16 protein-coding genes are annotated in these 17,036 nt (G+C 64.7%); 9 read left to right on the top strand and 7 right to left on the bottom strand.

The annotated features are described in order from the left end of the window. Positions 1-43: 43 nt before the first annotated feature. Complete coding sequence (locus Q8R73_RS21935; protein WP_305721644.1) at positions 44-1,015, bottom strand: glycoside hydrolase family 26 protein; 972 nt, start codon at positions 1,013-1,015, stop codon at positions 44-46. Beyond that, complete coding sequence (locus Q8R73_RS21930; RefSeq protein ID WP_305721643.1) at positions 1,002-2,936, bottom strand: acyltransferase family protein; 1,935 nt, start codon at positions 2,934-2,936, stop codon at positions 1,002-1,004. The genes Q8R73_RS21935 and Q8R73_RS21930 overlap by 14 nt, the downstream gene beginning before the upstream one ends. A gap of 413 nt (positions 2,937-3,349) precedes the next feature. Here Q8R73_RS21930 and Q8R73_RS21925 point away from each other — a divergent pair, with 413 nt between their 5' ends. Further along, entirely contained in the window at positions 3,350-4,669 is a 1,320-nt protein-coding gene (locus tag Q8R73_RS21925; RefSeq protein WP_305721642.1) for an O-antigen ligase, read from the top strand. A 99-nt stretch (positions 4,670-4,768) separates the two neighbouring features. On the opposite strand, the gene Q8R73_RS21920 is transcribed toward Q8R73_RS21925, so the two are convergent. Beyond that, positions 4,769-5,992, bottom strand: a complete 1,224-nt coding sequence (locus tag Q8R73_RS21920; RefSeq protein WP_305721641.1) for a polyhydroxyalkanoate depolymerase — start codon at positions 5,990-5,992, stop codon at positions 4,769-4,771. A 185-nt stretch (positions 5,993-6,177) separates the two neighbouring features. Between Q8R73_RS21920 and Q8R73_RS21915 the strand changes: the two genes are divergently transcribed. The 3 genes from Q8R73_RS21915 (at position 6,178) to Q8R73_RS21905 (ending at position 8,393) form a co-directional block, all read left to right on the top strand. After that, positions 6,178-6,831 (top strand): glutathione S-transferase family protein, encoded by a 654-nt coding sequence (locus Q8R73_RS21915; protein ID WP_305721640.1) that lies wholly within the window; start codon positions 6,178-6,180, stop codon positions 6,829-6,831. A gap of 108 nt (positions 6,832-6,939) precedes the next feature. After that, a complete protein-coding gene (locus tag Q8R73_RS21910; RefSeq protein WP_305721639.1) occupies positions 6,940-7,254 on the top strand; it encodes a hypothetical protein in 315 nt (104 codons plus the stop codon). Further along, positions 7,251-8,393, top strand: a complete 1,143-nt coding sequence (locus tag Q8R73_RS21905; RefSeq protein WP_305721638.1) for a hypothetical protein — start codon at positions 7,251-7,253, stop codon at positions 8,391-8,393. Before Q8R73_RS21910 ends, Q8R73_RS21905 begins: the two co-directional genes overlap by 4 nt. A gap of 225 nt (positions 8,394-8,618) precedes the next feature. Here the strand turns inward: Q8R73_RS21905 and Q8R73_RS21900 are convergent, their stop codons facing one another. Next, positions 8,619-8,840, bottom strand: a complete 222-nt coding sequence (locus tag Q8R73_RS21900; RefSeq protein ID WP_305721637.1) for a hypothetical protein — start codon at positions 8,838-8,840, stop codon at positions 8,619-8,621. 200 nt (positions 8,841-9,040) lie between these two features. On the opposite strand from Q8R73_RS21900, the gene Q8R73_RS21895 reads away from it, so the two are divergent. Next, positions 9,041-9,388 (top strand): hypothetical protein, encoded by a 348-nt coding sequence (locus tag Q8R73_RS21895; RefSeq protein ID WP_371126152.1) that lies wholly within the window; start codon positions 9,041-9,043, stop codon positions 9,386-9,388. Between the two features lie 20 nt (positions 9,389-9,408). Here Q8R73_RS21895 and Q8R73_RS21890 read toward each other — a convergent pair whose 3' ends face one another. Then, entirely contained in the window at positions 9,409-10,515 is a 1,107-nt protein-coding gene (locus Q8R73_RS21890; protein ID WP_305721635.1) for a mandelate racemase/muconate lactonizing enzyme family protein, read from the bottom strand. A gap of 315 nt (positions 10,516-10,830) precedes the next feature. On the opposite strand from Q8R73_RS21890, the gene Q8R73_RS21885 reads away from it, so the two are divergent. The 4 genes from Q8R73_RS21885 to Q8R73_RS21870 all read left to right on the top strand — a co-directional run bounded on the left by Q8R73_RS21885 (position 10,831) and on the right by Q8R73_RS21870 (position 15,293). Beyond that, positions 10,831-11,757 (top strand): SMP-30/gluconolactonase/LRE family protein, encoded by a 927-nt coding sequence (locus Q8R73_RS21885; protein ID WP_305721634.1) that lies wholly within the window; start codon positions 10,831-10,833, stop codon positions 11,755-11,757. Between the two features lie 123 nt (positions 11,758-11,880). Beyond that, entirely contained in the window at positions 11,881-12,474 is a 594-nt protein-coding gene (locus tag Q8R73_RS21880) for a GNAT family N-acetyltransferase (protein WP_305721633.1), read from the top strand. Positions 12,475-12,501: 27 nt separating this feature from the next. Continuing rightward, positions 12,502-14,145 carry a GMC family oxidoreductase gene (locus Q8R73_RS21875; protein WP_305721632.1) on the top strand — a complete coding sequence of 548 codons (1,644 nt, stop codon included), beginning with the start codon at positions 12,502-12,504 and terminating at the stop codon, positions 14,143-14,145. Positions 14,146-14,243: 98 nt separating this feature from the next. Then, positions 14,244-15,293: a malate/lactate/ureidoglycolate dehydrogenase gene (locus Q8R73_RS21870; protein WP_305721631.1), complete on the top strand. Its 1,050-nt coding sequence runs from the start codon at positions 14,244-14,246 to the stop codon at positions 15,291-15,293. Positions 15,294-15,299: 6 nt separating this feature from the next. Here the strand turns inward: Q8R73_RS21870 and Q8R73_RS21865 are convergent, their stop codons facing one another. After that, positions 15,300-16,481: a serine hydrolase gene (locus tag Q8R73_RS21865; RefSeq protein ID WP_305721630.1), complete on the bottom strand. Its 1,182-nt coding sequence runs from the start codon at positions 16,479-16,481 to the stop codon at positions 15,300-15,302. A 105-nt stretch (positions 16,482-16,586) separates the two neighbouring features. Beyond that, a partial coding sequence (locus Q8R73_RS21860) for an AAA family ATPase (protein WP_371126150.1) occupies positions 16,587-17,036 on the bottom strand: 450 nt, incomplete at its 5' end.

Below are 17,036 nucleotides of genomic sequence, written 5' to 3'. Positions count from 1 at the left end.
GGCCCTTGCCCGTATCCCGGATCAGGCCCTTGCCTGTACCGGATCAGCGCCCGAACAGCTTGCGGAAAAGCTTCTGCGATTGCGGAAACTGGTTGTTGTCGATCTGCGTCGGCCATTGCCCGTCGACGTCGAAGTAGGCGGCATAGGCGATCTGGTCCTTGTTCTGGAGTAACCAGTCGCGCATCTTCTGGATGAAGTAGGGATTGTCGCCGAACTGGCCGACGCCCCATTCCGGGTAACTCATGAGCTTGCCGCGCCGGGCGGCGAAGTCGCGCTGCCACTCAAGGCCGAACGGCGCTTTCAGATAATGGGTTTCCCATCGCTCCTGCGGCGACCCCTCATATTTGAAATCGTAGACGTCGAGGCCGATGTAATCGACCACATCGTCGCCGGGATAGGCGAGGTCGGCGGCCAGTTCCTGCAGCCCCCATCCCGGGCACCAATCATATTTGAAGCCGTCCGAGTAGCGCCGGAAGATTCCGACCACGCGCCGGAACGCGGCGATGTAGTCCGCCTCCTGGCCCTTGGCGAACCAGGGCGAGTCGACCAGATTCATTTCCCAGCCGAGCCGGATGATGGCGTTCGGCTGGTTCTCGGCAATCGCCCTGGCGGCGGCCTCGAATGCGGCGTCGTGCAGGCCATTGGCCACATCGGCGAGCGGCGTGCCCTTCACCGTCAACGGCATCGACCACACCACGTTGCGGTCGGGGTTGAGCTTGTTCCAGATGGCCGGCACCCAGCTCAGCTTGGAATAATCCTCCCAGGTGTACTGGGCGTAAAAGTCGACGCCGAGCACCGAGGACGGCTTGTGGTTCAGCCATTTTTCCCAGGCCTGCAGCGTGCGTTCGCGGCCCTCGGCCCCCCAGTGGACGAAGGCGCCGGCGAATTTCGCGGGCATGCGTGCAGCCTTCGGCTCCGCATCAGCCGGGCCTGCGCCGCCAAGGGCCAGCATCGCGGCGACCATCGTGGCGCCGAGAAGCGTCCGCAGCGCACGGGCACGGTCAGCGTATGACATGGTCGGCCCTCGCCAGTTTTCCGGTCAGGCCGGTCGAAAGCCGCCGTCCCACCAACGCCGAGCCCTGTGCGGTGAGGTGGCCGGCATCGAACTGCATGGGAACGTCGCCTTCGGCGAATTCGTCACATTGACCATCGCGGCAGACCGCGTCGTAGACGGAGAGATAGCCGGCGCCCCTGGCCGCGGCGATCCGGCTCAATTCGCGGTCGCGCTCGCGGATGCCGGCGGTGCGGGTGCGGCTGGCGATCGAAGGGCTGTTGCGCAGGATCTCGTCGGCCAGCAGCCGCGGCAGCGGACTGTCATATTCGACGATCGGCCCGAGCACGACGACCTCGAATCCCCTCGATGTCAGGGCCTCGACCGTTTCGGACAAAGCCGGGATATCCTCGTCCTTCCACGACGCCGCGAGCAGGATCTTGTCGACCTTGTTGTTGGCGAGGAAGTCGCCGAAGACATACTGCATCAGCCTCGGACAGGCGCGCGTCTCCAGCCGCGAGACCGGCGTTGCCGCCGGGCGGCAGGCGCTGGCGGTGGCCTGCAGGATGTTGACGGCCGGCATGGCGGCAGACAGGCCCGACCACAGATGCGCGGCGTGGCTGTCTCCGACCAGCAGGTAATTGGGCCGCTGCGGGTCCGGCTTCATGCAGGTTTCGATATCCAGTTGCTGGCGGTTGGTCGCGAGATAGCACTTGCCGGAGCGGAACGCCGGGGAGGGATCGTAGGCGAGATAGGATGCGATCGCGACGACACGCTCGGGAAAGCGGAACGGGGCGCCGTTGACGAACAGCACCAGGCCGCAAAGCGCCACGGCGGACGCCGTCGCCATCGAGGCGGCGCCGAAAACCATGCCCTTCGATGCCGACCTGGCGTTGCGAAACGGCATCTCGACGAATTTCCACGACAGGAAAGCGGTGCCGACCGAGAGCGCCACCAGCGCCAGTTTGGCCGCGATGCCGGATGAATCCGGCAGCAGCAACTGGTCGGTGCGCTGGAACACGATCAGCGGCCAGTGCCACAGATAGAGCGAATAGGAGATCAGGCCGATGAAGACGACGGGCCGCAGCGACAGCAGCCTGCCGACCGCCGAGGCCCCGGTTTCGCTGGAAGCGATCACCAGCGTGGCGCCGATGCTGGCGAGCGAAATCATCAGCAGCAGCGAAGAGGGCGAACCTAGGAAGATGGCGCCGAGCATCAGCAGCATCCCGACCGCGCCGCAGGCATTCTTCCAGAATTCGGATTGCGGCGCGGGAAAGAATCTGATCGCCAGCAGCGCGCCGAGCGCCAGTTCCCATGCGCGGAACGGGGCCAGATAGAACACGAAGGTGGTGTTGCGATAGCTGACCGCGATCGCCGCCGCAAACGACAGCGCCGCCGCGACGGCGAACAGCGATCTCGCGTGCTTCGGCGCGGCGCGCCAGACCAGCAGCATCAGGAGCGGAACGATGAAGTAGAACTGCTCCTCCACGCCGAGCGACCACGTATGCAGCAGCGGCTTGGTTTCGGCGGGGGCATCGAAGTATCCCGCGGTGCCCGCGAAATAGATGTTGGAGACGGAGCCGACGGCGCTGGCGAGGCTCCTGGCATAATCCTCGAGTTCGACCGGCAGGAAGTAGAGATAGGCGAAGACGCTGGTGACCAGGAACATCACGAACAGCGCGGGCAGGATGCGCAGCACCCGGCGCTTGTAGAAGTCGCCGAGCGAGAACATCCGGTTGCGGATGTCCGCATCGATCATGCCGCAGATCAGATATCCCGATATCACGAAGAAGATGTCGACGCCGACGAAGCCGCCGGGAAAGCCGGGGATGCCGGCGTGATAGAGCAGCACCGGAACGACGGCGAGCGCCCGCAGGCCGTCGATGTCGGCGCGGTACTTCATCGAACTCTTGTGGCCGGCTTCGGTTTCGTTCGCTGCGGCCACCACTACCGCCTCCCGCTGACATGCAATGCGCGGCGCCTGTCAGGGCGCGTCGCAAAATCGGACAGCCCGGACAGTGGAGGTGTGCCGAAACGACGAGGTCCAGCGGGCTTCGCCCCGCGCGCGGTGAAATTGCCGCGGAAATTCGACTGTATCGCCATTCGCACCACACGCTTCGTCAGGGAATTCGGGTCGTGCGGCAAGGATTGCAATATCCGGTCCAGCACGGCGCCGCCGGTCCGTAAAGGTTAAAGGGCGAACCGGTTAACCGACTTTCGGAATATTGCGACGCCGGCGCGGCCGGCGCTCTATAATTTGGTCACGCGCATGGGCGCATTGTTCCAGTCGTTCCCTGCGCCGCACCGATCAGGACGAGTTGTTGTGATGGAAGCCACCGACGGCCAGCGAGTCGTGCCGTGAACGGGCTGTCGAGCCTCCGGGCCGCGACGCCGATCGCGCTCCATGTCGGCCGCATTCCGGTCGTGCAGGTGTTGCGCGGCGCGCTGTTCATGTCAGTGCTTCTGCTGGTCTGGATCTCGCTGCAGCCTTTCGCCGATCTCGGCAACCCGACGATCGGCGATGCCGCCACCGGCCGCGGCCTGACCTATGCCTTGTTCGGGTTTCTCGCGGTGCTGTCGCTGGCGCTGGTGATGCACCGGCACGCGGAAGCGCTCGGTTCGTTCGTGTCGGCGCCCTATATCCTGTTCGGCTGCTGGATGTGCATCAACCTCGCGATGTCGCGCGACTCCATGGCGTCGACGCAGCGATTTGTGCTGACTGCCTGCGTGTTCGTGGTCGCCGCAACGCTGCTGCTGCTGCCGTCGACCGCGCGCGAGTTGAACAGGTGGCTCGGCGTCGCCGTGCTGACGTTTCTGGCGGTCTGCTATCTCGGCGTGATGATGACGCCGCATCTGGCGATTCACCAGCCCACCGATGTCTGGGAATATCATCTGGCCGGGGATTGGCGCGGCGTCTTCGATCACAAGAACACCGCGTCCGCCGTGATGGCGATGATGATCTTCGTCGGGATCTATCTAATGCGGTCGGGCGCTGTCCTGGCCGGGCCGCTGATCACGGTGCTTGCGGTGGTTTTTCTGTTCTTCGCCGGAGGCAAGAGCGCGACCGCGCTCTGCCTGGTCGTGCTCGTGCTGAGCGCGATGGTCTCGGCGGCAAGGTCGTCCCGGGTTCGGGCGGTGCTGTGCTATGCGCCGCTGGTCGTGCTCAATCTCATGAGCATCGGAGCCGTCGTCAATCCGACGCTGGCGTCGATCGCCAGGTCGCTGCCGTTCGACGCCAGCTTCACCGGACGCGCCGATGTCTGGCGCTTCGCCTTTGCATCGATCGCCCAGAAGCCGTTGTTCGGCTATGGCTACTTCGCGTTCTGGGGCAGCGACTATGTGCGCGATATCGACACCGGGGAGGCGATCGACAGCTGGGTATTGATCGCCTCGCACAGCCATAACGGATATCTGGATTCCGCGCTGGCGCTCGGCATCCCCGGCATGTTGCTGGTGGTGACCATTCTGGTGATCCTTCCGCTCAGGAATTATCAGCGCGCGGCGGCGCAGGGCACGCCGACGCCGCTGGCCAACATGTTCCTGCAGATCTGGCTGTTCGGAATCTACATCGCATCGATGGAGAGCTTCTTTCTCGATCGCGCCGATCCGATGTGGTTCACTTTCCTGGTGGCGGTGATCGGCCTGCATTATCTGTCGCGGTTTCGAACGACGACGTAGCGCCTTTCCTCGTCATCCGGACGGTCCGTGCTACGGAGGGCGATTCGGTCGGCGAGATTCCGGGTTCGCGCGTTTCACGCGCGCCCCGGAATGATGGGCTCACGAATTGACGTGCACGAAATCCCTCAGCAGCGGGTAGATCTCGTTGTTCCAGCGGCGGCCGGAGAACACGCCGTAATGGCCGACGCCGGCCTGCATGTGGTGCACCTTGCGATAGGCCCGCACGCCGGTGCAGAGGTCCTGCGCCGCCAGCGTCTGGCCGATCGAGCAGATGTCGTCCTTTTCGCCTTCCACCGTCATCAGGCCCATGCGCTTGATCGAGGCGGGGTTCACCGGCCGGCCCTTGTAGGTCATCTTGCCCTGCGGCAGCAGATGCTCCTGAAACACGTCGCGCACCGTCTCGATGTAGAATTCCGCCGGCAGGTCCATCACCGCGAAATATTCGTCGTAGAAGGTCTTGATGACTTCCGCCTTCTCCTTTTCGCCCTTGGCCAGATGCTGGGCGAGATCGATATGCGACTTGATATGGCGCTCCAGGTTCATCGAGACGAAGGCGGTGAGCTGCACGAAGCCCGGATAGACCTGCCGGAACGCGCCCTTGCACTGGATCGGCACGTAGTTGATCAGGTTCTCCTTGAACCATGTGATCGGCTTGCTCTTGGCGAATTCGTTGACCTTGGTCGGCAGGATTCGGGTGTCGATGGGGCCTGCCATCAATGTCAGCGTCGCCGGGCGCGCGGGGTGATTGTCCTCCGACATGATGGCCGCGGCCGCCAGCGCCGACACCGATGGCTGGCAGATCGCCACCATGTGCGCGCGCGGACCGAGTTGAGCGAGGAAGGTGATGAGGTGCTCGGTGTATTCGTCGAGGCCGAACTTGCCGTGCTCGAGCGGAATGTCGCGGGGATTGTGCCAGTCGGTGATGTAGACGTCGTGGTCCTGCAGCAGGGTCTTCACGGTGCCGCGCAAGAGCGTGGCGAAGTGGCCGGACATCGGCGCCACCAGCAGCATGCGCGGCTGCTCCGGCGAATTTTCCTTCTTGAAATGCAGCAGCGAACCGAACGGCGTCGCGTAGAGGACTTCCTCCGTCACCTCCAGCGCCTGGTTGCCGACCATCACCCTGTCGATGCCGTAAGCCGGGCGGGTATAGGTCAGCGAGGTGCGCGAGATCAGTTCGAGGGCGGCGGCGAGGCGCCCGAACAGCTTGTCGGAGACGCCCTGCGGCACGAGATTGAGATATCTCAGCGCCGAAGCGGCCCCGCTCCGCCATGGCGCCGTGAGGTCCATGTGGTTCTGATAGGCTTGATACATCATCGACTTCATCCGGATCCGCCCCCGTCGATATTGCCATGCAATATCGAAGCCAGAGCGGAGTCAAACAGCCCGCGCAAACTGGCACGTCGCTTGCTGATTGAACTTGGGGCACGGGGGCACTTTGCGGCGGGATCGGCCGGGCAAAGCGGGCTCGCATGGCCTTGCCGGACGTTCCAGCTCGAGGGAAAAGCCATATGGTGAAAGCGACACTTACCATCAGCAGCAAGAATTATTCGTCGTGGTCGCTGCGCGGCTGGCTGCTGACGAAGTTTTCCGGGCTGGAGTTCGACGAAATCGTCACCGCGCCCGACGATGCGTCGGCGCGGGCGGAAATCCTGCTGCTGTCGTCATCGATCCTGGTGCCGTGCCTGCGCCACGACGGCGCCATCGTGTGGGATACGCTGGCGATCGCCGAGTATCTTAACGAGATCAGGCCGGAGGCCGGGCTTTTGCCGGAGGACCGCATTTTACGGGCGCGCTGCCGCTCGATTTGCGGTGAGATCCATTCGGGTTTTACCACCCTGCGCGCGTCGCTGCCGGTCAACCTGAAGGGCCATTTTCCCGGCTTCAAGATCTGGTCGCGCGCGCAATCGGATATCGATCGGGTCTGCACGATCTGGCGCGAATGCCTCGCCGAGTCCGGCGGGCCGTTCCTGTTCGGCGAGCGATGCATGGCGGATGCGATGTATGCGCCGGTCGTGACCCGCTTCATGACCTATGACGTGAAGCTGGAGCCGAGGCTGAAAGCCTATGCCGACATGATCATGGCGCTGCCCGAGATGCAGGAATGGATCGAGGCGGCGAAGGCCGAGCCTGCCGACATCGAGGAACTCGAGGTCGAATATTAGGCAGTCCACGGTCTCGTTTGCCCGTTTGAAGGGCGCTGTTGCGAGGCACGATTTGCTCAACATGCGGCCATGCGGGATGGATTTGCACCGGGCACGGGATTGCCGCGGATGCGGCGTTGCGAATCGCTCCACCCGAATTTCGGATTGAATGCCAGTGGCTTCCGCGCTCTCGCGGTGAACGGACGCGACATTCGCCGCGGTGCAGCGCGGCTGGCGCGATTTTCGCATAGCGCCATGAAGCTCAGCAAGGCGATCCAGCCCTGCCAAATTATTGGTCGCGCATTCGTGAATCAGCACGCTGTCGTCAGCCAACCTTCCCGCGTCAATCCCGGCGGCACGGCATTCACGCGAGGCGATCCGCGCGACTTTGGTTATCGCGATCTCGCGATCTCAATGAAATATTCAGATTGGAGGGTGTCATGAACGTGCATGCCGCGATCGATTCCGGAGCGTCCGGCCTTACCCGCCCGGGCGGCGATCCGCTCCGCCTGAACACCAGGAATTTCGTGGCGATCGATCGCGACCGCGATGCAACGCACGAGGCGACGTATCGGCCGCAGGCGCTCTACAATCGCGCCAACGAAGGCTTTCATGCCAACAACGAAACCTTCCTCCTCCACGAGGTTTCGACGAACCTGCCGATCTACCTGCCCGATACCGGCCCGACCGATTTCCATCTTCACCTGCCGCCGGGCGGCTACCAGCTCGTGCTGGTCACGTCGGGGGTGTTCACCTTCGATTACGATGGCCGGGTTTACTATGTCGGTCCCGGTGCGGTGATCCTGCAGAGCGCGATCGTGCATCGCCAGCTGGTTTACACCTGGGCGGGGTTGTCCACGGAAGAGAACCTGAAGACGGCGCAGACGGTGGTGCCGGATCCGATTTCCATGGGCTATTCCGGCAAGTTCCTCGAAGGCTTCATTACCGATCCCACGACCTTCCCCAACCCGACGGTGGTGGGTCCGGATCAGATCAACGAGGCGGAAACACCGCGTGTGGCGTGGAGCCATCCGCTGCATGACCGCCCGTCCGGCGCCTCTTTCTGGCTGCAGGATCCGCTGGAGCTGGAAGCGCTCTACAAGCCGTTGCCGGCGGGCAGCCCCGTGAAATCCGCCGGGCCTGTTTATGTGCGCGATATCGGGATCGAGATTCCAAGCGGCCGGCTGACGACCGGACACATCATCGCGACCGACCCGCGTGGCCAGTCGCTGTTGCCGAAGAGCACGTCGGCAACCGCGGACACCGCCTTTCTCGACAAGGGCGAAGTGGTCATCTACCGCGTCATTCGCGGCACGGCCGAATTCAGCAACAGCGCGGGCGAGAATTTCGAGCTCGCGACCGGCGATACGGTCACCGCGGGAAAGAGCACGATCGCGCTCACAGGGATCGGCGAGAATACCCAAATCCTCCGGCTTGGCCTGCTGAAAGGCATGGAGAATCTTCGCAGCTGGACGCCGACGCAGCGTGACGAAATCGACGGCCTGGCTGGTGAGATCATTACGCGGAAGGACATCCGTCCGCTGCGTACCGAAGGCAAGCCGGTCGGGTATTTGTACGAGTAGCCGCCATGTCATCCCCGGAGGAATTAACCTTTGTGCTCGGCCGCTGGCTGCGGCCGATTGTGGCCGTGCTGTATGTGGTGCGCCGCATTACATTCCAGCCGATATCTAGCCGGGAACAAGAGAGTACAGGCCCGAACCGCTGATTCGGGCGCGATTCGTTCCCACCGCGTTCCAAAGCTTAAGATTCGATCGCTTGCCGTTGCATTGTGGCACAGAGACCAGGGCTCACCGGGCGCGAAGCCCGGCGGCTGGAAGTCGCCAGCCGACCACGGTGGCCTCGACGGCGCCGCCCGAATCATTGTTGCGCCAGGCGCCATCGACGAAGCGGCAGGCAAACGGCAGCTGATAGGTGCCGCTGTGGTCCTCGCAGAGCACCTGAACCGGCTGATCCGGCGGCGGTTCGCCGTTGCCGTTGAACTCGGCCAGCCGTCGTTCGCGTGTTGCCATTGCATGTTTCTCCTTCAGTGAAGACGCGCCGGCCGCGGTTCCGTTCCGGTTCCGCGCCGCTCGGGCGCCGTCATTGCTGCTGGCGGGATGTTCGGGGCAACCTCAACGCCCGAATGAGGTATCCATATGGTATCGTCGGCGGCTGGCGTCACCCTCCCGACAAGTTGACCCCGACATCAGCCTTCAATGAGGATTCAATGATGGGCCGGATTGTTCTCGTCGCGTCGGTGGTTCTGGCGCCCTTTCTGCTCACGTCTGCCTTCGCCCAGGATGTTCCCGGCATCGAGATCTGCACCGCCGAAAAGACCATGGAGCGGCGCACCAGCTGCCTGCAAAGCAATGTCAATTTCCTGATGACGACGATCGCCAGGCTCGGCGGCGAGCATCGGCAGAAGATCGATGCCGCCAACCGCCAGATCGACGGCCTGAAGAGCGCGGTCGCCGGCTTGCAGAAGACCGTCGACGAACTGCAGGCGGCGCAGAAGAAGCCGGCCGATGACGCGAAGAAGAAAACCGATGCGCCGGCGGCGAAGGAGGGCGCGAAGTAGATTGAGCGCCGGTCGGCCGCTCACGCGGCGCGGTAACGCTCCATCACCTCCCTGTCAGGTTCGTAGCCGAGCCCGGGTCCCTCCGGCACCGCGATGCAGCCGCCGGCATCGACATCGATGCGGCCGCGCCACAGGCAGGCGGCGCGCTTCATGTAAAACACTTCGACGAACGTGCCGTCGTCGCGAAGCGACATCAGCTGCAACGTCGCCAGCAGGCCAGGTCCGAAATAAGGGGAATGTGGCGCGAGCCTGACGCCCTGTTCGTCGGCCAGCGTGGCAACCTTCAGATACTCGGTGATGCCCCCGACCTTGGTGACCGAGGGCTGGGCGTGGCTCACGGCGCCGGCGGTCATCATTTGCCTGAATTGATGGACCGTGCAGGCATTTTCTCCCGCCGCGACGTTCAAGCCGCCTTTCGACCGAACCTCCGCCAGGGTGGCAAAGTCCTCCGGCGGCCAGACCGGTTCCTCCAGAAACATCGGCGCGGCCTCGCGGCACGCCTGCGCGAAGCTGATCGCAGCCACGCCGTCCATCGGGCAGTTCAGGTCGACCATCAGCGGAATGCCGGCGCCGATCGCCTGCCGTGCTGCAAACACCGCCGGCGTGGTGGTCTCGTGCAGCTTGATCGCGCCGTAGCCCTGCGACCGTGCCGTCCGGCATTCGTCCGCCACCAGTTCCGGCGTGCCGATCCGCAGCAGGCTGGCGTAAGCGGGAATGCGCGTCCTCTTGGTCTGGCCGATCAGCCGATGCAACGGCACGCCCTGCACCCTGGCGGTCAGATCCCATAGCGCGATGTCGAGCCCGGAGATCGCAAACATGGTGATGCCGTAGCGGCCGAACAGATGCAGATTGCGCTGGATGTTCTCCATGAAAGCGGGAATGCCCGCGGCATCGGGCACCTCCAGGCCCCGCGCCTGCGGCGCGATCATCTCGTCGATGGCGGCGCAGGTCGTCTTCGGGCAGACATAGCTGAAAGCGTCGCCCCAGCCGGTGAGGCCGACATCGGTCGAGACCTCGACGACAACGATATCGAGCGCCGCGATGGCCGAGGCGCCCTGTTTGAAGCTGGCCACCCCCGCGTCATAGGGAATGCGGATGTGGTGAGCGCGGACCTCGGTGATCAGCATGGCGCGACCCTTGTTTGAAAATGAGTGGGACAGGCCGAGCATAGATCAGACGCCGGAAAACCGCGCCCGCCTTTCCGAGCGGTCTCCACAACGACGAGGACGGACTGGCGATGGCGACAGAACAGCGGCCGTTGGCCTCCGATACCTCCCTCGCAAGCGCGGGAGAGGGGCTGCCATGTCGGGAGCGCGTCTGCCCTGCGTCCGACGTTGCTTGGCAAGCGATATCGACTTTGCCATAACATGGCGCAACGAAATCGTTGCGCGTGCGGAATGAGCCAGAGTCCGCCTGCAGCCACAAGAAGCGGGGGGATTCCTTTGTCCAATATTCGCGTTCTCGCCACCGGTCTGGAGTTTCCCGAGGGGCCGGTGGTGATGCCTGACGGTTCGGTGGTGCTGGTCGAAATCCGCGGTCGCCGGATGACCCGGGTCTGGCCCGATGGCCGCAAGGAAGTGGTCGCGGAGATTCCGGGCGGCCCCAACGGCGCAGCCCTCGGGCCCGACGGCAAGATGTACATCTGCAACAATGGCGGCTTCAGCTGGATTCCGACCAAAAACATGATCATGCCGGGCCCGCAGCCCGACGATTATCTGGGGGGATCGATCCAGCGGGTCGATCTGCAAAGCGGCAAGGTCGAGACGGTGGTTTCCAGGTGCGGCGAGCATGATTTGCGCGGGCCGAACGACCTCGTGTTCGACAGGCATGGCGGCCTGTGGTTCTCCGACCTCGGCAAGCGCCGCGCCCGCGAGATGGATGTCGGCGGCATGTATTACCTCAAGCCCGACATGAAGGAGATCGTCGAGGTGGTGCACGGCGTGCTGCCGGCCAATGGCATCGGCCTGTCGCCGGACGAGAACACCGTCTACATGGCGGAGACGCCGACGGCCCGGCTGTGGGCGTACGAGATTTCCGAGCCTGGCATGCTGAAGCCGCGCGACGTGATCTATCGCGGCGAGCGCGGCAAGCCGATCTGCGGTCTCGGCGGTTACCAGATGTTCGACTCGCTGGCGGTCGAGGCCAATGGCAATGTCTGCGTCGCCACGCTGGTCTCGGGCTGCATCTCGGTGATCGCGCCCGACGGCACCCTGGTCGAGCAGGTCCCGACCGGCGACCGCGTCACCACCAACATCGCCTTCGGCGGACCCGAACTGAAGACCGCCTACATCACGCTGTCCCGCAAGGGCGAACTGATCGCGATGGACTGGGCCCGGCCTGGGCTGGCGCTGAACTTCTTGAATAAGTGACGATTGCGGATTTGCAATCTCATTCCGGGATGGTCCGAAGGACCAGACCCGGAATCCCGAGATTCCGGGTTCGATGCTACGCATCGCCCCGGAATGACGATGTGAAAAGCGGAGTAACACCATATGCCATGGCTTGAACCGGTTACCCTCAGCGGCGCGCATGCGCAGCTGAAGCCTCTTTCGCTGGATCACCTCGACGGGCTGACCGAGGCGGTGCGGGACGGTGAGCTGTGGAAGCTCTGGTACACCTTCATCCCGAAGGCCGAGGACATGCGCAAGGAGATCGATCGCCGGCTCGGCCTGCAGGCGTCGGGGGCGATGCTGCCCTTCACCGTGTTCGATGCCGACGGCAGGATCGCGGGCATGTCGACCTACATGAATGTCGACGCCGCCAACCGGCGGGTCGAGATCGGCTCGACTTGGTACGCCAAGCGGGTGCAGCGCAGCGCGCTCAACACCCAGTGCAAATTGCTGCTGCTGGGCCATGCCTTCGAGCAGCTCGATTGCATTGCGGTAGAGTTCCGCACGCATTTCTTCAACCAGCAAAGCCGGCGCGGCATCGAACGGCTCGGCGCCAAGCAGGACGGCATCCTGCGCAACCACCAGATTGCGCCCAACGGCACGTTGCGCGACACCGTGGTCTACAGCATCATCGCCAGCGAATGGCCGACGGCGAAGGTGCACCTCGCCTACCAACTCAACGAGAAGGCGCGGTAGCGGTCGCTCCGCGCCGGAAAAGATCAGATGGAAACGTTCGATTACGTGATTATCGGCGCGGGCTCCGCCGGCAGCGTGCTCGCCAACCGGCTCAGCGAAGATGCCGGCACCAGCATCTGCGTGCTGGAGGCGGGGCCGAGCGACTGGCATCCCTACATCCATTTGCCGGCGGGTTTCATCAAGACCTTCCACATGAAGAGCATCAACTGGGCCTACCAGCAGGAGCCGGGGCCCTGGACCGGCGGCCGCAGCATCTACGCGCCGCGCGGCAAGACGCTCGGCGGCTCGTCCTCGATCAACGGCCACATCTACAACCGCGGCCAGCGCCAGGATTTCGATACCTGGGCGCAGCTCGGCAATCGCGGCTGGGGCTATCCTGACGTGCTGCCCTATTTCAAGCGGCTGGAGCGGCGGGTCGGCGAGGGCGACGACGAATTTCGCGGCCGCGACGGCGCGCTCACCGTCACCACCATGGACTGGCGCGACCCGCTCTGCGAGGCCTTCATGGCCGGCGCGGTGAGCCTCGGCATTCCCAAGAACCCTGATTATAACGGCGGGATCCAGGAGGGCGTCTCCTACGCCCAGCGCACCATCCAGAACGGCCTGCGCGTCAGCGCCGCGACCGCGTTCCTGCGCCCGGCGATGAAGCGGCCGAACGTCCATGTCCGCACCCACGCCCATGCCACCAACATCATATTCGAAGGCAAGCGCGCGGTCGGCGTGCGCTACATCAAGGGCGGCAAGGGTGGCACGCCGGTGGAAGTGCGGGCGGCAAAGGAAGTCATTCTCGCCGGCGGTACCTACAATTCGCCGCAACTGCTGCAATTGTCCGGCGTCGGCTCGCCGGAATTGCTGGGCTCGCTCGGCATCGAGGTGCGGCACGCATTGCCGGGCGTCGGCGAGGGCCTGCAGGACCATTACGCGCCGCGTTCGGTCGCCCGCGTCAAGAACATCAAGACCATCAACGAACTCAGGCGCGGCATCAGCCTTTGGGTGGAGGCGCTGAAATGGGCGACGACGCGGCGCGGCCTGCTGTCGCTGTCGCCGACCATGGTCTACTGCTTCTGGCATTCCGGCGAGAGCACGGAAAGCTCCGACCTGCAGCTCACCTTCACGCCGGCGAGCTACAAGGAGGGCGTGCAGGGCCAGCTCGAGGACGAGCCCGGCATGACCGTGGCTTCGTGGCAGCAGCGGCCGGAAAGCCGCGGCTATGTCCGCGCCCGCTCGGCCGATCCCTTTGCGCCGCCGATCATCCAGACCAATTACCTGGTCGAGGAACTGGACCGCCGCACCGTGGTCGCCGGCATGAAGCTGGCGCGGCGGCTGTTGTCGTCCGCGCCGCTGGCGCCGTATTACGCCTATGAGGATTATCCCGGCCCCAAGGTGCAGAGCGACGACGAGTTTCTGGCGGCGGCGACCGAGCGCGGCACCACCACCTTCCACCCCGGCTGCACCTGCCGGATGGGCCCGGCCGACGCCAAATGGGCCGTGGTCGACGACCAGCTCCGCGTCCACGGGCTGCAGGGCCTGCGCGTGGTCGATGCGTCGATCATGCCGCGGATGATCTCTGCCAACCTCAACGCCTCGACCCTGATGATCGCCGACAAGGCCTCCGACATGATCCGCGGCAAGGCCGCGCCGGAGGCGGCGATGCTGGGTTCGATCGGCTAGCGCATGTCGCGATGACGGAGCCTCGCGGCTGTGGCGGGCCACGCGCGAATATCGAAGATGACTGTGCGTGCGCGACGCGCCGCGGAATGGAGCGACACATGATTATCGACCACGTCAGGCTGCTGGCGTTCGCCAACCGCATGGTCGCCGTCGGGGGCAGTTCGCCGGCCGAGGCGGCGATTGTCGCGGATCATCTGGTCGAGGCCAACCTGCGCGGCCACGACAGCCACGGGGTCGGGATGCTGGTCGCCTATGTGCGCGACCTGGAGAACGGCACGTTGAAGGCCAACCAGACGCCCGAGATCGTGTCGGACACCGGCACCATTTCGGTATGGGATGCACGCGCCGGCTACGGCCAGGTGATCGCCCGCCGGGCGGTGGAATGGGCGATCGAGGGCGCGCGGAAGCACGGCGTGGCGGTGAACGGTTTGCGCAATGCGCACCACATCGGTCGCGTCGGCGCCTATGGCGAGATCGCGGCCCGCGCCGGAATGGTGGCGCTGCATTTCGTCAATGTCGCTTCGGGTCCGCCACCGGTTGCGCCGTTCCGGGGCCGGGAAGGCAGGTTCCTGACCAACCCGGTGTGTATCGCCATCCCGGGTACGGCCAACAACGAGCCGATCCTGCTCGATTTCGCCACCAGCCGCGTGGCGCTGGGAAAGGTGAGGGTGGCGCACAATGCCGGCAAGTCGATGCTCGACGGCGCGTTGCTCGATCATGCGGGCAAGGCCACGACCGATCCCTCGGTGATGTACAGCGAGCCCCGCGGCGTGGTGCTGCCGTTCGGCGAGCACAAGGGCTCCGGCCTCGCGCTGGTGTGCGAACTGCTGGCCGGGGCCATCGTTGGCTCCGCCAGTGTCACCACGGCCACGCCGCCCGAGCGCGGCATCATCAACGGCATGCTGAGCATCGTCATCGACCCCGCCAGGCTTTCGGCGCGTGACAGCATGTTGGCCGAGATCGACGCCATGATCGCCTGGGTCAAGTCGGCCGAGCCCGCCGACCCGGACCTGCCGGTTCTGGTCGCCGGTGAACCCGAGCGAATGGCCCGGGCCAGGCGCATCGCCGATGGCATCGAGATCGACGACACGACCTGGGCCCAATTGTCGGCGATCGCCGAACGCTACCAGATTCGGCCGGAAGGCTGAGAACGCCTACCGCTCGGCATTCACGAGCTGATAGGCGCCGCGCTCGAATGCGTCGTGGACGGCCAGCGCCCTGGCGTCGGCGAACGGCAAATACTGCATCATGATCACGCCGGCGATGCCGCTGGCTGGATCGATCCAGAAATAGGTGTTGTTGATGCCGCCCCAGCTCAGGCTGCCGGGTGAGCGCTTGCCCGGCACCTGGTCGGTGGTGATGAGGAAGCCCAGCCCCCATTTGTCGCGGCCATCGGCAATGAAGGTGAAGTCGGCGCTGCGCGGCAGCACGCATTTCAGCGCGGGGACCGAGAGCGTACCGATGTGGTTCTGGCCCATCAGCGCCACTGTCCCGGCGTCGAGCACGCGCATCCCGTCGAGCGCGCCGCCGTTCAGCAGCATGCGCAGAAAACGGCCGTAGTCCTCGGCGGTCGAGGCGAGGCCCCCGCCGCCGATCGGGGAAGCGATGGTGAGACCGGGCTGCGGCCTCTGCAATTCGATGGCGCCGTCCATGCGCTCGCCGCTGCGCCAATGTTGCGCGACCAGCCGCGGCCCCTTCGCCTCCGGCACGTTGTAAAACGTGTCGTCCATCTTGAGCGGGGCAAAGACGTGCTGGCGGAAATAATCCTCAAGCAACTGCCCGGAAACTACCTCGACCAACCTGCCTACGACGTCGGTGCCGGTGCTGTAGTGCCAGCGCTCGCCGGGATCGAACAGCAGCGGGCCGCCGAACGGATAGACGTCGCCGGCGCGCGGCCTGAAGTCGCGCCAGGTCGCGCTGGTGAACGGATAGGCCAGGCCCGACGTGTGCGTCAGGAAATGCCTCACCGTCGCCGGTCGCAATGCCGGGCGAAGCGTGCAGGCGCCGGTCGCGGCGTCGAACGACTCCACAACCTTCAGGTCCGCAAGCTCGGGCAGGTATTTTTCGGCCGCGTCATCGAGGTCGAGGCGCCCCTGCTCGACGAGTTGCATCAACGCCACCGACGTGACCGGCTTGGTCATCGAGGCGATGCGAAACAGCGCGTCTGCCGTCAGCGTGCGCCCGGTCGCGACATCCGCCACGCCGAACGCGTTCCGGTACAGCACGCGCTCTCGATCGGTGACCAGCGCGACCACGCCCGGCACGTCCTTGCGCTCGACCGCGCCGCGCAGGCCGGTGTCGAGGGCCGCACGCTCTGGAGAATTCCGCGCGCTCATCGGACCGCCCAGGCAGTAGTAACAATGCTCATGGTGAACGCACCCTCCGCCGTCGTCCCCGCCTCGTGCGCAATTGCGCACCAGGCGGGGACGACGTTGAGGTTCCTAGACCTCGCGCCGGCTCAGAAACGCCAGCCGCTCGAACAGATGCACGTCCTGCTCGTTCTTGAGCAGCGCGCCGTGCAGCGGCGGGATCAGCTTGCGCGGGTCGCGCTCCCGCAGCATTTCCGGCGTCATCTCCTCGTTCAACAGCAGCTTGAGCCAGTCCAGCAGCTCGGAGGTCGAGGGCTTCTTCTTCAGGCCGGGCACTTCGCGCACCTCGAAGAAGATCCGCAAGGCTTCTTCCACCAGGCGCTTCTTGATGCCGGGGAAGTGCACGTCGACGATCCGCTGCATGGTGTCGGCGTCGGGGAACTTGATGTAGTGGAAGAAGCAGCGGCGCAGGAACGCGTCCGGCAGTTCCTTCTCGTTGTTCGAGGTGATCATCACAATCGGACGCAAGCTGGCCTTGATGTTCTCGCCGGTTTCGTAGACGAAGAATTCCATGCGATCGAG

The sequence above is a fragment of the Bradyrhizobium sp. genome (assembly GCF_030697065.1).
Classification (GTDB): Bacteria; Pseudomonadota; Alphaproteobacteria; order Rhizobiales; family Xanthobacteraceae; genus Bradyrhizobium.
Note: the sequence above shows the minus strand (reverse complement) of the source record. Positions and strands in the feature narration are given on the sequence as shown.

Coding starts and splice junctions, on each gene's coding strand:
- Q8R73_RS21865 (WP_305721630.1), bottom strand. CDS start 16,481: ATGAGCGCGCGGAATTCTCCAGAGCGTGCGGCCCTCGACACCGGCCTG.
- Q8R73_RS21880 (WP_305721633.1), top strand. CDS start 11,881: ATGCCATGGCTTGAACCGGTTACCCTCAGCGGCGCGCATGCGCAGCTG.
- Q8R73_RS21905 (WP_305721638.1), top strand. CDS start 7,251: ATGAACGTGCATGCCGCGATCGATTCCGGAGCGTCCGGCCTTACCCGC.
- Q8R73_RS21935 (WP_305721644.1), bottom strand. CDS start 1,015: ATGTCATACGCTGACCGTGCCCGTGCGCTGCGGACGCTTCTCGGCGCC.
- Q8R73_RS21870 (WP_305721631.1), top strand. CDS start 14,244: ATGATTATCGACCACGTCAGGCTGCTGGCGTTCGCCAACCGCATGGTC.
- Q8R73_RS21915 (WP_305721640.1), top strand. CDS start 6,178: ATGGTGAAAGCGACACTTACCATCAGCAGCAAGAATTATTCGTCGTGG.
- Q8R73_RS21910 (WP_305721639.1), top strand. CDS start 6,940: ATGCGGCGTTGCGAATCGCTCCACCCGAATTTCGGATTGAATGCCAGT.
- Q8R73_RS21900 (WP_305721637.1), bottom strand. CDS start 8,840: ATGGCAACACGCGAACGACGGCTGGCCGAGTTCAACGGCAACGGCGAA.
- Q8R73_RS21875 (WP_305721632.1), top strand. CDS start 12,502: ATGGAAACGTTCGATTACGTGATTATCGGCGCGGGCTCCGCCGGCAGC.
- Q8R73_RS21920 (WP_305721641.1), bottom strand. CDS start 5,992: ATGAAGTCGATGATGTATCAAGCCTATCAGAACCACATGGACCTCACG.
- Q8R73_RS21890 (WP_305721635.1), bottom strand. CDS start 10,515: ATGCTGATCACCGAGGTCCGCGCTCACCACATCCGCATTCCCTATGAC.
- Q8R73_RS21895 (WP_371126152.1), top strand. CDS start 9,041: ATGGGCCGGATTGTTCTCGTCGCGTCGGTGGTTCTGGCGCCCTTTCTG.